This is a genomic window from Acetobacterium sp. UBA5834 (assembly GCF_002435675.1).
GTDB classification, from domain to species: Bacteria; Bacillota; Clostridia; order Eubacteriales; family Eubacteriaceae; genus Acetobacterium; species Acetobacterium wieringae.
The window spans coordinates 1-18,466 of record NZ_DJGY01000054.1; the positions used below are offsets into that span (position 1 = coordinate 1).

General features: G+C 44.9%; 12 protein-coding genes. 2 read left to right on the top strand and 10 right to left on the bottom strand.

Annotated elements, in window-relative coordinates; genetic code table 11:
• Positions 1-163: 163 nt before the first annotated feature.
• The 9 genes from B3F51_RS10610 to B3F51_RS10650 all read right to left on the bottom strand — a co-directional run bounded on the left by B3F51_RS10610 (position 164) and on the right by B3F51_RS10650 (position 14,506).
• Complete coding sequence (locus B3F51_RS10610) at positions 164-2,590, bottom strand: glycogen/starch/alpha-glucan phosphorylase (RefSeq protein ID WP_250934439.1); 2,427 nt, start codon at positions 2,588-2,590, stop codon at positions 164-166.
• 146 nt (positions 2,591-2,736) lie between these two features.
• A complete protein-coding gene (locus tag B3F51_RS10615; RefSeq protein WP_286946998.1) occupies positions 2,737-4,620 on the bottom strand; it encodes an alpha-amylase family glycosyl hydrolase in 1,884 nt (627 codons plus the stop codon).
• Between the two features lie 7 nt (positions 4,621-4,627).
• A complete protein-coding gene (gene glgA / locus B3F51_RS10620) occupies positions 4,628-6,043 on the bottom strand; it encodes a glycogen synthase GlgA (RefSeq protein ID WP_070369676.1) in 1,416 nt (471 codons plus the stop codon).
• Positions 6,044-7,156, bottom strand: coding sequence for a glucose-1-phosphate adenylyltransferase subunit GlgD (glgD, locus tag B3F51_RS10625; protein WP_286947001.1), 1,113 nt, complete (start codon positions 7,154-7,156; stop codon positions 6,044-6,046). It abuts the gene before it with no gap.
• A gap of 15 nt (positions 7,157-7,171) precedes the next feature.
• The gene (locus B3F51_RS10630) at positions 7,172-8,296 is read right to left on the bottom strand and encodes a glucose-1-phosphate adenylyltransferase (protein WP_263992922.1); all 1,125 of its coding nucleotides are present in this window, start codon (positions 8,294-8,296) and stop codon (positions 7,172-7,174) included.
• Between the two features lie 12 nt (positions 8,297-8,308).
• Complete coding sequence (locus B3F51_RS10635) at positions 8,309-10,735, bottom strand: glycogen/starch/alpha-glucan phosphorylase (RefSeq protein ID WP_286947002.1); 2,427 nt, start codon at positions 10,733-10,735, stop codon at positions 8,309-8,311.
• 27 nt (positions 10,736-10,762) lie between these two features.
• Positions 10,763-12,673 (bottom strand): 1,4-alpha-glucan branching protein GlgB, encoded by a 1,911-nt coding sequence (gene glgB / locus B3F51_RS10640; RefSeq protein ID WP_286947004.1) that lies wholly within the window; start codon positions 12,671-12,673, stop codon positions 10,763-10,765.
• A gap of 136 nt (positions 12,674-12,809) precedes the next feature.
• Positions 12,810-13,664 (bottom strand): YihY/virulence factor BrkB family protein, encoded by an 855-nt coding sequence (locus tag B3F51_RS10645; RefSeq protein ID WP_286947006.1) that lies wholly within the window; start codon positions 13,662-13,664, stop codon positions 12,810-12,812.
• Positions 13,661-14,506 (bottom strand): YihY/virulence factor BrkB family protein, encoded by an 846-nt coding sequence (locus tag B3F51_RS10650; protein WP_228879078.1) that lies wholly within the window; start codon positions 14,504-14,506, stop codon positions 13,661-13,663. Before B3F51_RS10650 ends, B3F51_RS10645 begins: the two co-directional genes overlap by 4 nt.
• A gap of 203 nt (positions 14,507-14,709) precedes the next feature.
• Here B3F51_RS10650 and B3F51_RS10655 point away from each other — a divergent pair, with 203 nt between their 5' ends.
• Together B3F51_RS10655 and B3F51_RS10660 are read left to right on the top strand one after the other, a co-directional pair.
• Positions 14,710-16,632: an aconitate hydratase gene (locus B3F51_RS10655; RefSeq protein WP_286947008.1), complete on the top strand. Its 1,923-nt coding sequence runs from the start codon at positions 14,710-14,712 to the stop codon at positions 16,630-16,632.
• A 97-nt stretch (positions 16,633-16,729) separates the two neighbouring features.
• Positions 16,730-17,410 carry a TIGR00266 family protein gene (locus tag B3F51_RS10660; protein WP_286947010.1) on the top strand — a complete coding sequence of 227 codons (681 nt, stop codon included), beginning with the start codon at positions 16,730-16,732 and terminating at the stop codon, positions 17,408-17,410.
• A gap of 82 nt (positions 17,411-17,492) precedes the next feature.
• Here B3F51_RS10660 and B3F51_RS10665 read toward each other — a convergent pair whose 3' ends face one another.
• Positions 17,493-18,380, bottom strand: coding sequence for a DegV family protein (locus B3F51_RS10665; RefSeq protein ID WP_286947013.1), 888 nt, complete (start codon positions 18,378-18,380; stop codon positions 17,493-17,495).
• Positions 18,381-18,466 lie beyond the last annotated feature (86 nt).

Below are 18,466 nucleotides of genomic sequence, written 5' to 3' on the forward strand. Positions count from 1 at the left end.
GCCATTTGGCGACTGACGCGACGAAGGCGCAGCACAGCGGAGCCTTAGGAACCGTTTAAGACGAATGTATTTTAGAAAGAAAAATGGCAGACCATAAAGAAACCCCAACCAGATTAAAATCCGGTCGGGGTTTCTTTAAAAAAGGGAAAGGAGGGGGCATAATCTACAGTGTCTTCCAAATATTCTTCTGGTATTCCAGGATTGCGCGATCGCTGGAAAATAGGCCGGAGTATGCTACGTTGCAAAGAGACATTTCAAACCATTTGTTTTTATCCTGATAGAGCTTATTGATTTGATCCTGAGCATTGGCATAAGAGTCAAAGTCTTTTAGAACAAAATAGGTGTCATTATACAAGAGCAGGGAATCGTAAATGCTTTGGAAACTAGCCAGGTGACCAAAGGTACCGTCAATCAGTTGATGCATGATTTTTTGAATTCGCTCATCATTCTCATAAATTTGGACTGAACTGTAACCGCCGTTCTTTTGATAATGAGAAACCTCATCAGCGGACAAGCCAAAGGTGATAATATTGTCATCACCGACGGCCTCATGAATTTCAATGTTGGCACCATCCATGGTACCCAAGGTAACAGCGCCATTCATCATAAATTTCATATTGCCGGTGCCAGATGCTTCTTTTCCAGCGGTCGATATCTGCTCGGAAATATTGGCGGCAGGATAAATAATTTCACCTAAAGAAACGTTGAAATTTGCCAGAAAGACAACTTTGATCTGATCCCGGATATCTTTATCATTATTGACAAGGCTGGCAATGGCGTTAATCAGTTTGATAACTTCCTTGGCAAAATAGTATCCCGGGGCTGCTTTGCCAGCAAAGATAAAGGTACGGGGGACGATTTCCAAATAGGGGTTTGCTTTTAAATGATTATACAAATGGAGGATCTGCAAAGCGTTCAGAAGCTGTCGTTTGTATTCATGAATGCGCTTGACCTGGATGTCAAAAATCGATTCGGGGTTTACATCAATATGATTGTTCTTTTTGATATGGTTGGATAAATGAATTTTATTTTCCAGTTTGATGTGATTGAACCGCTCAACAAACGAGGCATCGTTTTTAAAATTCATCAGGTTTTCAAGGGCATAAAGATTATTGATCCAGTCGGTACCAATGGATTCAGTAATCAAATCCCGCAGACCCGTGTTACTGTTGATCAGGAAACGACGGGGCGTAACCCCGTTGGTAACAGAACGGAAACGTTCGGGAAAGAGCTTGTAATAACCGTTAAAGGTTTCCTCTTTTAAAATTTTACTGTGAAGGGCTGCAACACCATTCACGGAGTGGCAACAAATTATGGCCAGATTAGCCATGTTGACTTGACCGTCCTGAATGATTGATAATGAACTGATTTGCAGTTCATTAAGTCCCGATTTTATTCTTAAATCTTCCTGGAATTGGCGGTTAATTTCTTCAATAATCATATAGATCCGCGGCAGTAGAAACTTCATCATGTCCACCGGCCATTTTTCCAGGGCTTCAGGCAGCACGGTGTGATTGGTGAAGGTCAGTGAGTTGACCGTAATCTTCCAGGCATCGTCCCAGCTTAATCCTTCTTCGTCCATAAAAATGCGCATCATTTCAGGGCCGCAGAGGGCGGGATGGGTATCATTGATGTGAATACAGATTTTTTCGGCAAAATCATCCAAACAATTGTTGTTATATCGTTTAAAACGTGTAATCATCCGTTTTAAACCGGCACAGACAAAAAAGTACTCCTGTTTCAACCGCAATTGTTTACCATCAAACTTGTTATCATTGGGGTACAAAATTTGAGTAATTGCCTCAGCCTCGGATTTATGACGGACGGCATCAAGGAATTGCCCCTCGTTGAAACTGGGCAGGTCGAACTCTTCAATCGGTTCTGCACTCCACAACCGTAACGAATTGACGGTATTATTGTGGTATCCTTTAATGGGGATGTCGTAGGGGACGGCTAAGATTGGTTCGTAGTTTTCATGCACAAAGGTCAGCACCCCATTGACTTTTTCAGAATGAAGATTACCATAGAACTTTACAACAACGGACTCATTGGGTTTTCTGATTTCAAAGGGATAACCGTGTCGTAGCCAGTTATCGGCCACTTCAACCTGTTCACCATTGATAATTTTCTGTTCGAAAAGACCGTGCTTATAATGGATGCCATTGCCATGAAAGGGAAATCCCAGGGTAGCCGAAGACTCTAAAAAGCAGGCCATTAATCGTCCCAATCCACCATTTCCTAAACCCGGATCAGTTTCCTGACTAAGAATCGTTTCATAATCAAGGCCCAGTTCAGCCATGGCAGTTTTGACCGTATACTCCATGTCCAGACTGTTGACATAGGCTTTGAGTAGCCGGCCAATCAAAAATTCGATGGAAAAGAGATAGACCCGCTTGTGGGGGATCTCATCGTATTGAGATCTCGTTTTTGCCCACTGGGATGCTATTTTATCCATGACAATTTCGGCTAAAGCCTGGTACTGGTCAAGGACTGATGACTCGGAAAGATATTCGCCGGATACTTCTTCAATCTTTTTTTTATAGGCAGATTTAAAGGCTGCGATTTCTTCAAGGCATTGTGATGGTTTCATGAGTATTCCTTTCGTGTAATAAACTAGTATTTTAAAGTTCGCAATTTAATCGATTTTATTTATGGAGAAGGTAAATCTTTATTTTAATACCCTTTATCATCAGAAAAAAACAAAAAAAGATTACGGCTACCCGCAATCTTTTTTGTTTATATGAGCTGACAGGAGTGGGGTGTGACCATTACAATGACAGATGAAAGTGGCTGGAGGACGATGGGGTTCAATGCAACGGCCTCGCCGGAAATCAGGTCTAAACCTTCGCAGCCAGCAAAATCCGGGTGTTTGAACAAGTGAACGGCTCGCGTGTTGCGGTTAAATAGGCAAAAACAGAGGGCATCTTCATTCCGTCGTTCAAAAACGAAAAGATCGTCACTGGCCTCATAGGGTTTCCAGGTGCCGTTTTGAAAGACCGAATGATCGGTTCGGAGTTTGGAGATCAATTGATACCAGGCGAGGAGATCGAGATCCTCATTCCCCCAGGGGTAGGTGCGTCGGTTATAGGGATCTTCAAAGCCTTGAACCCCGGCTTCATCACCGTAATACAAACAGGGAACCCCCGGAAAGGTAAACTGGATCAAACTGAGTAGTTTTAAGCGTTTTACTGCCAAAGCATACTGGGTATCGTCCAGACGATAGGTTTTATGGCAATGGTTGCCTAAAAATTTGTAGGCTTCGCCAAGGACATTAAGAATACGGCGGCGGTCATGGCTACCAATCAGGTTCATGTTTCCCATAAATTGATCCCGGGGATAGTGTTCATAGAGGGACATCATAATCCGGGCGGCGAGTCCGGAGCTTTTATCCCCAAGGATGAAGTCGATAAAGGTTTCCCGGAAAGGGTAGTTCATGACAGCGTCCAATTCATAACCGGAAAAATAGGTGCGCAGCTCATCATAAGCGACTTTGCGGGAGGCATCCTCCCAGACTTCACCAATCAGAACGCTGTCAGGGTTTTCCTCCAGCATGGCAGCTTTGAGACCCTTGATAAACGGATCCGGCAGTTCATCAGCCACATCCAACCGCCAGCCAGAAGCACCGGCGGTCATCCAGTGACGGATCACACTGTCCTTGCTCTTATAGATAAAGGCTTGAAAATTGGGATGCATTTCGTCGGTATTTGGCATCGCATCAACGCCCCACCAGCATGAGTAGGTATCGGGATAATCAGAAAATATATACCAGGGATAATAGTCTGATTCTTTTGACTGAGAAGCACCAACCTCAGGATAATTTCCATAACGATTGAAGTATAGGCTGTCATCACCGGTATGGCTGAAAACCCCATCAAGAATGATGGCGATACCCCGTTTTTTACACTCAAAAGCCAGTTTTTCAAAGCTTTCCTGGGTGCCTAAAGCGGGATCAATGGTCATATAATCACCAGTATCATAGCGATGATTACTTCGGGATTTAAAAATAGGATTCAAATACAAAATGGTGATATTCAGACTTTGCAGATAGTCCAGTTTTTCGGTGATCCCTTCCAGGGTACCGCCAAAAAAATCCCAGTATTTGATACCACCGTCTTTTTCCCGAAAATAGTGGGGGGTATCGTTCCAGTTGGGATGGAGCATCGCATCCCGATGGAAATTATTCAGATCAAAGTCGGCACCTCGATGGAAACGATCGGGAAAAATCTGGTACATGATCCCTTGGGTATACCAGGCCGGTGTCTGACGCTGCGGGTCATATACCGTAATTTGATAAGAGGGCGGCTTTGTTTCATAAATCCGACCTTCACCCCCCAATTGATCGTGTTGGGTGCCATAGGCATAGGCTCGGCCCCGGGATTCAAAGCTGAAGTCATACCAGAAGATGCCGGGAACGGTTGGCATATCCAGAGTGATTTCCCAATAATTGATTTCCCGGGATTTGATCATCGGGTGGGTTACTTCCTGGTTATCAAAAAAGGTTCGCAGCTTTAATTTTTCAATTTCAGTGGCATAGACCCGCAGTGTGACGGCATTGCCAATTGGCAGTGCGCCAAAGGGCGATCGAAAGGCCAGTTCCCATGAATGATGACGAAATTTCATAATCTTATCACTCCATTAATTTATTATAATATGAAAGATAAATATCAGCTGATTGTTTCCAGTCAAAATGGGTGTTATAGGCATTTTTTACCAGTTTTTTATAAGCTGCGGGAGAATTATGATATAGGGATACGGCATGTTGAATGGTAAAAAGCATGTCGTGGGCGTTGTAGGTTGCAAAGCTGAAACCATTACCTTTCTTTGTCTTGGCGTTAAAATAGGTGACGGTATCTTTAAGGCCGCCAGTTTCACGAACGATGGGGACAGCGCCATAACGCATGGCAATCATCTGGGAGAGTCCGCAGGGCTCAAATTTGGAGGGCATCAGGAAGAAATCACTGGCGGCATAGATTTTACGGGACAGCGCTTCATCAAAATCAATGATGGTGACCATTTTATCAGGGTAGTTGTAGGCGATGCTACGGAACAAATTTTCATAAATGGCATCACCAGTTCCCAGAATCACCAGCTGGAGATCCAGCTGCAAAATTTCATGAATAACGTTAGATACCAGATCCAGTCCTTTTTGTTCAACCAGCCGGGTGATCATTGAGACCATTGGGACATCCCCCCGGACGGGCAGATCGAAATACTCCTGTAGGGCTTTCTTGTTTTCCACTTTCTTTTTTTCCGGGTTATCATAGGGAACAAATAAAGCCGGATCGGTCTTGGAATCGTAAATGGATTCGTCAATGCCATTGAGAATCCCGACAACCTGTTGGTCGAGGTGACGAATCACGCCATCCAGTCCTTCACCATAATAAGGGTCTTTCAGTTCAGCAGCATAGGTAGGACTGACGGTGGTGATCAGATCGGCGGCGTACAGCGCCCCCTTCATCAGATTGATTTTTCCATAAAACTCCAAATCTGAGGGTAAGAAGCCCAGGTGGAGATAGGGGCTGATATCATGAAAGCCGTAAACACCCTGATAACGGATATTATGAATCGTAAAAACCACCTTTGTATCGGGAAAAGCGCGGCGGTACTGATGTTTGAGCAGGTAGGCCACAGCAGCAGTCTGCCAGTCATTGCAGTGAACTATATCCGGAGTAAAATCAAGCAGTGGTAGGGAGTCCAGCACCGCTCGGCAAAAAAAGCTGAATCGTTCACCGTCGTCATAATAACCGTAAAGCGAGGGTCGCTTGAAAAAGGCTTCATTATCGATAAAATAAAAGGTCACGCCCTCGTGCTCAGCAGTCAAAAGCCCGCAATAGTGTAGGGTGTCGGACATCCACATCTGAAAGTGTTTGAGGGGCTTTATTTTTTGACGCAGTTCTTCGGGAATGGTGCTGTAATATGGCAGGATTACCTGGGTTTTAACATCGTCAGGAAATGATTTTGGCAGAGCGCCCAGCACATCTCCCAAGCCACCACTTTTTGAAAAAGGGTAAGCTTCTGAAGTGACAAATAGGACGTTTAACATTTATATTACCGTGCCTTTCTTTAAAACAATGGGCGCATGGGGTTTGCCAACTAAGGTGGTGTGATCGCTGATTCTGCTGTCCTTGTCCATGACCACATAATTCAGATTAACATTTCGCCCGATTTCACACCGTTGCATGATGATACTATTCTGGATATGTGAACCAACATTCATTTTAGTGTCCCGGAAGATAATGCTGTGAGTAATGTTTCCTTCAATGATGCAGCCGCTGCCGACAATCGAATTGGACACCTGGGCCGGATCTTCATAGAGGGTGGGGTGGTTATCTTTGATCTTGGTATGGATGGAATTTTTGCCCAGGAAAAGTTCCTGCATAATCTCATATTCCAGCAGATCCATACTGGTTTTCATATAGTTTTCCAGGCAGTTCACCCGTTTGATATAACCGGTATGCTGAGCGCCAAAAACCCTGAGGGTATCGATATTGTATTTGATCATATCCAGCAAATCCCAGTCACCGGTACGTTCACTGAGATCCAGTAATTCCATCAGAATGGATTTTTTGATAAAAAACATCTCTGTAAAAAAATGTCCGGTGGTATGTTCCCGTTTGAAATGGAGACCGCTGACCCGGTTTTTGGCAAATTCCAGATAGAGGTCGTTATCCTTGAGATGATAAAGGGGATCATCTTTCTTAAAAATCAGGGTGATGTCACTGTCATTTTTTAAATGGATATCATAGGCATTTCGAAAATCGAAGGTAGTGACCAGATTGGGGGTAGCAATCAGCACATGTTTGGCCCCAGTGGCATCCAGAAAGCCCCGGTTATTTTGAAGATTACGGAGATTAACCTTAATCAGCCGTCCGATATGGTAATTGTTTGATCCCGAAAGGATTGAGAGATCCTGAGTTTTTCGGCTCAGGGACCACTCTTTACCAGTCCCTAGATGATCGACCAGGGAGCTGTATTTATGAGACCCGATGACGCCGATATGGGATAAACCAGAATTGACCATATTGGAAAGGGTAAAGTCAATGAGGCGATAACGTCCGCCGAAAGGCAAGGTGCTCAGGCTGCGATGGGAAAGAAAATCCTTTAGGGAGTCATCCTCGCCATCGACATTTAAGATAAGTCCAGCAACATTTTTCATTTGTTCTCAATCCTTTCAGTTATTGATGACATGTATTTCCGGAGCGGGTTCGGTGGGGTCCGTAATATAGCGGGCATCGCCTTTAATTCTAGCCCGGGCCCCAACGATGCAATTCTCTAAAATGGCACCATCCTCAATGATGGCTCCGGTATGCACAATGACATTTTTCAAGCTGGTTTTTTTATGAATCACCACATCATGGGACAAAATGGAGTTCTCAACTTTTCCAAAAATAATGCATCCATCACAGATCAGACTGTTGCTGATCTTGGCTTGAGGGCCAATAAATTGGGGATGGCGACTGGTGTTATTGGAGAAGATCCGAAAATTACGATCGCTGAGATCAAAATCGCAGTTGCAATCCAAAAGATCCATATTGGCATCATAATAGCTTTGGACGGTGCCCACATCCCGCCAGTAACCGGAGTAAGGGTAGGCAAAAATCCGTTTGCCACTTTCGTGGAGCATGGGAATTACGTTATGGCCAAAGTCGTGCTCCGATTCCCGGTTTCCGGCATCGTCAAGCAGCGCTTTTTTTAATTCTTTCCAGGTAAAAATATAGATGCCCATGGAGGCTTTGTTACTTTTAGGACGTTCTGGTTTTTCCTGAAACTCCTTAATGCAATGATCCTCATCGGTGTTGACAATACCGAAGCGGTGAGCATCTTCCCAGGGAACGTCCATCACGGCAATGGTCAGGTCGGCTTCTTTCTGTTTGTGAAAGGCCAGCATCTTGGAATAGTCCATCTTGTAAATATGATCACCGGACAGAATCAGCACATATTCGGGATCGAAGCGGTCAATAAAATCCAGATTTTGATAAATGGCATCGGCGGTTCCTGAATACCAACGGCCCCCTTTCTGCCCCATATAGGGGGGCAGGATGTGGACGCCACCCTGAACCTGATCCAGGGCCCAGGCTGAGCCATCACCAATATAATTATTGAGGATATAGGGGCGGTACTGGGTCAAAACACCGACCACATCGATATCCGAATTCATACAGTTGCTAAGCGGAAAATCAATAATTCGATATTTTCCGCCGAATAAAACAGCAGGTTTGGCGTTATTGAAAGTCAGTGAGCCTAACCGGCTGCCTTGACCGCCCGCCAAGAGCATTGCGACACATTCAGTATTCAAAGTGATACCTCCTTAAATGATTTTCCAGATTTCTCGTTGATAGTCGGCAATTGAACGATCGCTTGAGAAAACCCCGGAATTTGCTACGTTGCTGATAGACATTTTAGTCCAAATGGTCGGATTGCGGAAGAGGTGATCGACCTGATTTTGGGCATCGGCGTAGGCACTGAAATCTTTTAGAACAAAGTAGCCATCGTTGTACAACAGCAGTGAATCATAGATCGCCTGGAAGCTGAGCCCATGTCCCAGGGTGCCGTCAATCAGTTGGTGAAGAACCTGCTGAATCCGGGGATCCTGTTCAAAGATGTCGATGGAGCGATAACCGCCGTACTTTTGATAGTGATGTACCTCATCGGCAGACAGACCAAAGGTGACAATATTACTGGGACCAACGGCTTCAAGAATTTCGATATTGGCGCCATCCATCGTACCCAGCGTGATGGCGCCATTCATCATAAATTTCATATTTCCGGTGCCGGAGGCTTCTTTGCCAGCCGTTGAAATCTGTTCGGAAATATTGGCCGCCGGATAGATGATCTCGGCCAGGGAAACATTGAAGTTGGCCAGGAATACGACCTTCAATTTGTCATGGAGGGTCGGATCGGCATTGACCAGCTCGGCAATGGCGGTGATCAGTTTTATCACTTCTTTGGCATAGTAATAGCCGGGGGCCGCTTTGCCGGCAAAGATAAAGGTTCGGGGGGCCATTTCCAGGTTGGGATTTTCTTTGAGCCGATTATACAGATAGAGAACATGGAGGGCGTTTAGCAATTGTCGCTTATATTCATGAATCCGCTTAACCTGGATGTCAAAAATTGAGTGGGGATCGACGTTAATATTGTTGTGGCTGGTCATGTAATTGGCAAGTCGGAGCTTATTAGCTAATTTGACATCCTCAAACTTTTCATAAAAAACCGGATCGCTGATATAGTTGAGCAGTTTCTTCAGATGGAAGAGGTTATGTTCCCAGGCTGAGCCAATCGATTCAGTAATCAGCGTTTTCAGTTCCGGATTGCTGTTCATCAGAAAGCGTCGGGGTGAGACGCCATTGGTGACCGAGTAGAACCGGTTGGGAAAAACCTGGTAATAACCGTTGAAGGTTTCTTCCCGGAGGATTTTACTGTGCAGGGCAGCCACGCCATTTACCGAATGACTGGATACGATCGCCAGACTGGCCATGTGAACATAGTTATCCCGAATAATGGAAAGGCTGTGGTTACGCTCCAGATCGTAGGGAAATTCGCTATCAAGTTCCAGCAGAAAGCGGCGGTTGATTTCTTCTATGATCATATAAATCCGCGGCAGCAAATCCTTCATCATATCCACCGGCCATTTTTCGAGGGCTTCCGGTAATACGGTGTGGTTGGTGAAGCTCAAGGCGGCGACGGTAATTTTCCAGGAGTCATCCCAGCCCAGACCTTCTTCATCCATCAGTACCCGCATCAGTTCAGGGCCGCAGAGCGCCGGGTGAGTATCATTAATATGGATACAAATTTTGTCGCTGAAGCCATCCATCGAATTGTTGTTGGAACGTTTGAAATCCACAACAATTCGCTTGATCCCGGCACAGACAAAAAAGTATTCCTGTTTGAGGCGCAACAGTTTGCCGTCGAAACCATTGTCATTGGGATAGAGGATCTGGCTGATCGCTTCGGCTTCCGATTTGTGTCGGACGGCATTTAAAAAATGGCCCTGATTAAAGCAGGGGAGGTCAAAGGCTTCCAGCGGCTCAGCGCTCCACAATCGCAGCGAATTAACCGTTTCATTGCGGTAGCCCTTAATCGGAACATCATAGGGAACAGCCATAATCGGTTCGTAGTTTTCGTGGACAAAGGTCAGATTGCCATTGATGTTTTCGGAATGAATCTGGCCGTAGTATTTAACAATCACCGACTTATCGGGATTGCGGATTTCAAAGGGATAGCCGTTTTTGAGCCAGTTATCGGCTACTTCGATCTGTTCACCATTGATAATGCGTTGTTCAAACAGCCCGTATTTATAACGGATGCCATTACCGTGGGCGGGCATTCCCATGGCTGAAGAAGAATCCAGATAGCAGGCCATTAATCGTCCCAGACCGCCATTGCCCAACCCGGGGTCAGACTCCTGGGCAAGAATGGCTTCATAATCCAGCCCCATTTCCACTGAGCACTCCTGAACCAGGTCTTCCACCCCTAAATTACTGAGATAGGACTTCATCAGCCGTCCGATCAGAAATTCGATGGAAAAAAAGTAGACTTGCTTGGATTCATTTTTGTTATAGAGGGTATTGGTTTTAGCCCATTGGGAGGTAATGCTTTCCATTACCATTTCAGCCAGGGCCTGGTATTGTTTAAGCAGGGACGCTTCAGCCAGACAATTTCCCGAAACTTCTTCGATTTTTTTGGTAAAGGTGGCCTTATAGGCAGCTTTTATTTTTTCTCGTTCTGAAGAATTCATGGTTGTTCCTTTCGACAAAGATAGTCTTTATTTTTTTGCTTTTGTTTTTTTATCCGTTACCGGTTTGTTTTTGGCGCTTGTCCGGGGGACAACCGCTTTTAAAACAACCATTGCTGAGGGGGGTATATTGATGGAAACCGAATAATCCTGACCATGAAGCGGGGCAGGCTGGGCCTTCATGGTTTTTTTCATTTTAAAACCAGTCCCGCCATAGTTGCTGTCATCGGAATTAAAGGCCAGCCGATAATTGCCGCCAGCCGGAACGCCAATTTGATAATCGGTATAGCTCAGCGGACAGAAGTTGATAATGGTGATCAGCGTATCTTTTTCCTCGGCACCCATTCGTTTAAAAATAAGAATGCTCTGTTCGCTGTTGTTGGGTTCCAGCCACTCAAAGCCTTCCCAGCTGTGGTCATCAGTCCAGAGGGCTTTTTCTTTACGATAAAACTTATTGAGTTCTTTGATGTAGGTATGAATCTCCCGGTGTTTGGGATAATCCAGGAGGAACCATTCCAGGGATTCATCCACTCGCCATTCCAGGAAGGGGGCAAACTCGTTCCCCATAAAGGACAGTTTTTTGCCTGGATGGGTTATTAAATAACCGAAGAGGAGGCGAAACTGGTCGAACTTTTGATTGTAATCCCCAAACATTTTATCAAGGATGGTTCGTTTGCTGTGAACCACTTCATCGTGAGAAAGGGGGAGGATGAAGTTTTCATTAAAAGCATAGGCCATCGAAAAGGTCAACAGATTATGGAAGCGATTCCGAAACATTGGATCAGTTTTCATATAATCCAGGGTATCATGCATCCAGCCCATGTCCCATTTCAAATTGAAGCCCAGGCCACCTTTATCCACTGGCCAGGTGACCATCGGATAGGCAGTGGAGTCTTCGGCCGACATGATGGCAAAGGGAAAATCCCTAAAAATTATGGTGTTCAGTTCCCGGAGAAAGGACAGGGCTTCCAGGCGATCCGTGCCGCCCTGAGCATTGCGGTAAGGTTCGCCATCAAGGCCGTGGTTTAATTCAATCATGCTGGCAACGCCATCGATGCGCAGTCCATCGACATGATAACGGTCAAACCAGAAATAGGCATTGGAGATGAGAAAATCGAGGACTTCCGGTTTGCCGTAATCAAAGACCATCGTTCCCCATTGCTGGTGTTCGGAAAATTCGTATTGACAGGTACCGTCAAAATGCCGCAGGCCTTGATCATCTTTGCAGAAGTGACCGGGCACCCAATCCAGAATGACCCCGATGCCAGCCTGGTGGCAGCTATCAATGAAGTGCATCAGTCCCTGGGGATCGCCATAGCGGCTGGTCGCAGCATAATAACCGGTCAGTTGATAACCCCATGAACCATCAAAGGGATGTTCCATAATTGGCATCAACTCAATATGGGTATAATGCATTTCTACCAGATAGGGAACCAGCTGTTCGGCCAGCTCATGGTAGGTCAGATAGTCGCCGGTGTCACTGCGTTTCCAGCTGCCCAGATGGGCTTCGTAAATATTGATCGGCATTTTGAGCCAATTGGTTTGCATTCTTTTTTGGCACCAGGCGTCATCCTGCCAAGTATAACCGTCGAGTTCCCAGATAATCGAGGCGGTTTTGGGTTTAACCTCACTACAGAAGCCGTAAGGATCAGCTTTATAGGCCAGTTCACCATCTTTTTGGCGAACTGCATATTTATAAAGCAGACCTTGCGAAAGCTCCGGAATAAACAGTTCCCAAATTCCATGGGCGCCGGAAACAGGTTTCATGAGATGCTCAGTGATGTTCCAGTGGTTAAAATCGCCAACAACCGAAACACTCTGAGCTTGGGGGGCCCAAACCCGAAAAGTGACCCCTTTTTCATTCAGGTGGGCACCAAAATAGCGGTAACTGAGAAAACGCCGGTTAATGGCTGAATCTGCATGGGCATCGGTTTTTTTCATGGTATGTGTGTCCTTTCGTTAGTGGTTGGAATCGGGTGAATTAAACACCTGTTATTTTATCACAAGTCCTGGTATTGATCGGGTATCTTTTTAAACAAATAAAATCTTTTTGACAGTCGCATACCCAAAGTCATGGCTAAAAAGGGAAAGACAATTCATTGTTTTGATATAAGGACCAGTACAAATTGATTTTCCCCCCCAGATTCAAAATGACACAAATAAAGTAGATGGCCACCATCAGGGCAAAAAGTCCGCCCAGACTGCCATAGAGCGTACTGTATTTGGTTGAATGATTAATAAATAAGGTAAAAATACGAAAAGCGATATTAAGTCCCAGCGTGGCAAATAGGGCTCCGGGAAGACCATTTTTAATTTTCAAGGGCTGAGCGGGGGCCATGACATAGATCATATTAAAAATAAAGGTTGAAACGATCCAGGAAAAAGCAACCGCAAAAAAACTCAGAACCGGATAATAATAAGTATATAACCCAATTTTCTCAAAAATAACAGCACCGACGTCCGCACTGAAAATATAGGCCACCGCAATCAATAAAATGGCCAGTGTGAAAAGAATCGTAAACAGAAACGAATAGAGCCAGATTTCTCTGAGGTTTCGGGTTTCTTCCCGGCCATAGGTTTGATTAATACCGATCATGACTGCTCGGGTGGCCAGGGATGAAAAGAAGAAAGCCAGAAGAATCAGACTGTACTGGGAACCGGAAACCTGACTGATCAGGCTGTTGAGTAAACCAGTTACATATTCATAGGAAAGCTCTGGCAAAAATGTTTTTAAAATTTCATAGAGATAGGTTTCGAAGGGTTTGATAAAATTTCCGATAAATGAAATCAGAAAAAGCAGGAGGGGGAAAAAAGCTAACAACAGGTAAAATGACATTTGCGTGCAGATTCCTGAAAAATCGGTTTTTTCGAAATCCTCCCGGATGAAGTTGATCAGTTTCACAAGTTTTAAATTCATGATCCGTTTGATCATTTGGCGGCCTCCGTTTCACAAAATAATGACTGTTTTGTTCCGTAAAGATTCACAACGCCGCCTAAGGTAAGGCTGAAACAGATCAGGTAGACAACAAAAAACAAGGAGAAGGGTCCTTGGAGATTAAAGAAAAAACTGTTGAAATCAAGGACGGTATCGGCAAACAGGGCATAGAGCAAAAGAATGATAAACCAACTGATGCTGACAAAAGCGCCACCTGGCAGGGCTTCCCAAAAACCAAGATGGTTTTTGGGGGCATACATATAAATCAGTGTAAAGATCAGGGTCGGCACAATGAGCAGATAAAGCAGCGTAAAGAGAACAATAAAAACTGCGAAAAATTGCGACAAATTCAGAGCATGAAAAATAAAAGAAAGCAGTTTTTCACCGAATAGATAGAAAAAAACCGTGAAAAAGATAATCAGCAGAAATAAAAACAGATATAGAATCGATTGGATCCAGAGCGCAACACTGCCCCGGGTTTCTTTTTGGCCAAAGATCCGGTTTAAAGAAGTGATCAGGGAATGCATGGCCGAAACGGAAACATATAAAATGAAAAATCCCAGGATCAGATTGGTACCCAATGAAAAAGAAATGGTATTGGCATTTTCCATGGCCAGATTAACATAATTCATTATCGATTGTGGTAGTATTTTTGAAAAGGCAAAAATCAGGGTTTCGTTGACACTGGCGGAAAACCAGTTGATGAAACTGTAGAGCAGCATCAAAAAAGGAACAAATGCCGACAGGGTTCGGTAGGACATTTGAGCCGAAAGGTTGATAATATTATTCTTTCTTCCCTGGACAAATAAAAAGCGGCTGAAGCATTTAAAAAACGTCATGAGCTCCTCCAAATCCACTTATAAACTTGAATTGATTGAACCACAGTATAACATAGTTTCGATTTAAATTGAAGCAAAACCGCTAAAGTAAAAAATGGAAAGTTGGAAAAAAAGATGGTATAATAAAAATTGATCGTTTAGAACAAGCACATCACACCGAAAAATTCAGAAAATAGCAGTATGGAAAGGAAATAGTAAATTAAATGGGAAAAACGTTAACAGAAAAGATTATTGCGGCGCACCTTGTAGTGGGAGAAATGATCAAAGGTGAAGAAATTGGAATTCGAATTGATCAGACCCTGACTCAGGACTCCACCGGAACAATGGCCTATTTACAGTTTGAAGCCATGGAGGTGCCCCGGGTTAAAACCAAAAAATCCTTGGCCTATATTGATCACAACATGCTCCAGGAAGGCCCGGAAAACATGGATGATCACCGCTATATTCAGAGCGTGGCCAAAAAACATGGCGTTTATTATTCAAAACCGGGCAACGGCATTTGCCACCAGGTTCAGATTGAACGCTTTGGAGTGCCGGGCGATACGCTTTTAGGATCGGATAGCCATACGCCCACCGGTGGCGGTATCGGGATGCTGGCCATTGGGGCCGGTGGTCTGGATGTGGCTGTGGCCATGGCTGGCGACCCTTATTATATTACCATGCCCAAAGTGGTTAAGGTGGAATTAACCGGCAAGCTGCGCACCGGGGTATCATCCAAGGATGTGATCCTGGAAGTGTTACGTCAATGTACCGTTAAAGGCGGGGTTAACAAGGTGTTTGAATACACGGGTGACGGTGTAAAGACCCTGACTGTACCGGAGCGAGCCACAATTACCAACATGGGTGCTGAGTTGGGAGCAACCACCTCGGTATTTCCGTCCGATGAAATGACCCGGGTATTTTTAGAAGCTCAAGGCCGTGGCGGGGATTATATTGAGCTATCCGCTGATGCCGATGCCATCTATGATGAAATCGTCACGGTTGATATGGATGCCTTAGAACCATTGACTGCCTGTCCACACAGTCCAGACAAGGTGGTTAAAATTTCAGAAATTGAAGGTTTGGCGGTTAATCAAGTGGCCATTGGCAGCTGTACAAACTCCTCCTGGTTGGATTTGATGAAGGTGGCCGCCATTGTTAAAGGCAAAACCGTAGCTGAAAATGTTTCGCTGGTGATTGCCCCAGGTTCAAAACAAGTACTGACTATGTTGGCCGAAAACGGCGCCCTGGCAGATCTGCTAAACGCTGGCGCCCGGGTGCTTGAATGCGGCTGTGGCCCCTGTATTGGGATGGGTCAGGCACCTTCCACCGATGCGGTGTCATTACGAACCTTCAACCGGAACTTTTTTGGCCGCTCCGGAACGCCTTCTGCCGATGTCTACCTGTTAAGCCCGGAAGCTGCAGCGATATCCGCCCTGGAAGGGGTGCTGACCAATCCTTTGGGAAAAATTGATTTGCCGAAAATTGCCATGCCGGAGCACTTTTTACTTAACGATACCATGGTGATGGCACCAGCCCCGGAAGGCGTCGAGGTGGAAGTCATTAAAGGACCAAATATCAAACCTTTCCCAGCTACCCAGCCACTTAAAAATACTGTCGCTGGTAAAGCTTTAATTGTGGTCGAAGATAATATCACCACCGATCATATTATGCCTTCCAATGCCAAATTACTGCCCTATCGTTCCAACATTCCCTATCTGTCAAACTATTGCCTGGCCCCTTGTGATGCCGAATTCCCACAGCGGGCCCTGGATAATGGCGGCGGCTTTATTGTCGGCGGCTCCAACTATGGTCAGGGTTCCAGCCGGGAGCATGCGGCGCTGGCACCGGTATACTTGGGGATTAAAGGGGTGGCGGTTAAATCCTTTGCCCGGATTCATAAAAACAATCTGATCAACAATGGGATTCTGCCCCTGGTGTTTGCAAGCGAAGCTGATTATGATACCATTGAACTAAACGATGAGCTGGTCATTGAAAATGCCCTGGAAGCGGTTAAATCAGGCAAGGCCAACCTGATTAATAAAACCAAAGGGTTAACCTATGTAATGCTTTTGGAAGTTTCCGAACGTCAAAAAGAAATGCTGTTGGCCGGTGGGTTGATCAACCTGATTAAATTAAAAAAATAATTTAATAAAATTCATTTAAGCAAAAATAAATCGTCAATTTTCGGGTAAATATCCTCTAATTGGCGATTTTTTATAGTCATAAAACGAGGAGGAAAAAATGAATTATGAAATTAAGGGAGGAAATCTCCCGGTGGTAACAGTGACGTTAAACAGCGGCGAATCAATGTTTACCGAGTCGGGGGGAATGTCCTGGATGTCGGAAAATATCCGGATGGAAACCAATACCAAAGGTGGTCTGATGAAGGGGTTAAGACGAACCCTGGCGGGGGATTCTTTATTTATGACTACTTATACGGCAGAGCGAAGCAACAGCCAGATTTCTTTTTGTTCCAGTTATCCGGGCGAAATCAAAGCGCTGACACTGCAGCAAGGGCAGTCGATTATCTGCCAGAAAAGCAGCTTTTTGGCGGGTGAATCGACGCTGGATGTGGATATGTACTTTAAAAAGAATATCGGGGTTGGCTTTTTTGGTGGTGAAGGTTTTATTCTGCAAAAACTTTCAGGACCGGGAACCGCTTTTATTGAAATGGATGGTGCCATGGTTGAATATGATCTGGCACCCGGCGAAGTGATCAAAATCGATCAGGGTCACATTGGTATGTTTGAAGAATCGGTGAGTTTTGATATTCAGGCCGTCAAGGGCATGAAGAACATCTTTTTAAGCGGCGAAGGATTATTCCTGGCCACCTTAAAAGGGCCGGGAAAAGTCTGGTTGCAAACCATGCCGCTGAGCCGACTGGTTCAGCTGGTGGCTTCAAGTTTACCGCCAAGAGGGTAGGTGGTCAATAAATTTTTCTAAACCAAATAAGCGCCATGCCGATACGGCTGTATCCGGCATGGCGCTTATTTGGTGCAACGTTTTACGGGGTCACATTGACATAATTATCCGGCAGCTCATCAAAAAACATAATCCCCAGACAATTGGTGCCAATATGAACGGTCAGGGTGGAACCAGCTTTTTCAGGCAGCAAAAAGTTCTTAATCCCCAATTCTTTTTCAAAATATTTCCGGGCCTTATCCTGGAGATCGGTCGCCGTACTCTGGATCATCCCGAGGATTTGATTCTTATTTGTCATTTTTTCTTCAACAATGGCAAACAGAGTCTTTAAGGCTTTTTTCTGGCCGCGGATTTTTTCATAGACCAGAATCTCGCCGTCTTTAAAGTATAGGATCGGAACGATTTTTAACATATCCCCAAGCATTGCTGCATTTCGGCTGATTCGGCCGCCCTGGGCCAGCCATTTGATATCGCCGACCATAAAAAAGATCTGAGCGTGGTGGGCCAGAAAATTCATTGTTTCAACAATTTCGTCATAGGGACGGTTGAGCTTGTTGAGCTTGAGTCCCTGATAAAGAATCAATGCCGAACCAGTGGTGGCAGAAAGAGAATCGACAATGGCGACTTTGCGCTCTGGATATTTTTCCAGCAAATCCTGAGCCAGCAGCCGGGCAGTCTGGTAGGTGCCGGAAAGCTTGGAGGAGAGTACCAGATAGATGACATCATCACCGTTCTTAAGGTGTTTTTCAATCGTGTTGGTGATATCCAGCGGTTGAATTTGAGCGGTTTTTGGAAAGAGTTTACTGTTAGTATTGACAAAATCCACGACCATTTCCGGGGTAATGTTAATGCCATCGAAGTAGGTTTTATCATCCAGGGTTACGGGAAAGGGTAATATATCAAAATCATAGCGATTCAGAATGTCGCTGTTGGTATCACACATGGAATCGACAATAAATTTTATAGCCATTAAGGTACATCTCCTTTTGTTTAGTGCCTTTTCGTTTAGTACAGAATATTTTATCATGAACCTGTTTTCATTACAATGCGCCAACA

What these genes read in the sequence shown, in the direction of transcription:
- glgA (WP_070369676.1), bottom strand. Translation starts at nt 6,043, where the DNA reads ATGTTAAACGTCCTATTTGTCACTTCAGAAGCTTACCCTTTTTCAAAA.
- B3F51_RS10615 (WP_286946998.1), bottom strand. Translation starts at nt 4,620, where the DNA reads ATGAAATTTCGTCATCATTCATGGGAACTGGCCTTTCGATCGCCCTTT.
- glgD (WP_286947001.1), bottom strand. Translation starts at nt 7,156, where the DNA reads ATGAAAAATGTTGCTGGACTTATCTTAAATGTCGATGGCGAGGATGAC.
- glgB (WP_286947004.1), bottom strand. Translation starts at nt 12,673, where the DNA reads ATGAAAAAAACCGATGCCCATGCAGATTCAGCCATTAACCGGCGTTTT.
- B3F51_RS10660 (WP_286947010.1), top strand. Translation starts at nt 16,730, where the DNA reads ATGAATTATGAAATTAAGGGAGGAAATCTCCCGGTGGTAACAGTGACG.
- B3F51_RS10655 (WP_286947008.1), top strand. Translation starts at nt 14,710, where the DNA reads ATGGGAAAAACGTTAACAGAAAAGATTATTGCGGCGCACCTTGTAGTG.
- B3F51_RS10610 (WP_250934439.1), bottom strand. Translation starts at nt 2,590, where the DNA reads ATGAAACCATCACAATGCCTTGAAGAAATCGCAGCCTTTAAATCTGCC.
- B3F51_RS10665 (WP_286947013.1), bottom strand. Translation starts at nt 18,380, where the DNA reads ATGGCTATAAAATTTATTGTCGATTCCATGTGTGATACCAACAGCGAC.
- B3F51_RS10635 (WP_286947002.1), bottom strand. Translation starts at nt 10,735, where the DNA reads ATGAATTCTTCAGAACGAGAAAAAATAAAAGCTGCCTATAAGGCCACC.
- B3F51_RS10645 (WP_286947006.1), bottom strand. Translation starts at nt 13,664, where the DNA reads ATGATCAAACGGATCATGAATTTAAAACTTGTGAAACTGATCAACTTC.
- B3F51_RS10650 (WP_228879078.1), bottom strand. Translation starts at nt 14,506, where the DNA reads ATGACGTTTTTTAAATGCTTCAGCCGCTTTTTATTTGTCCAGGGAAGA.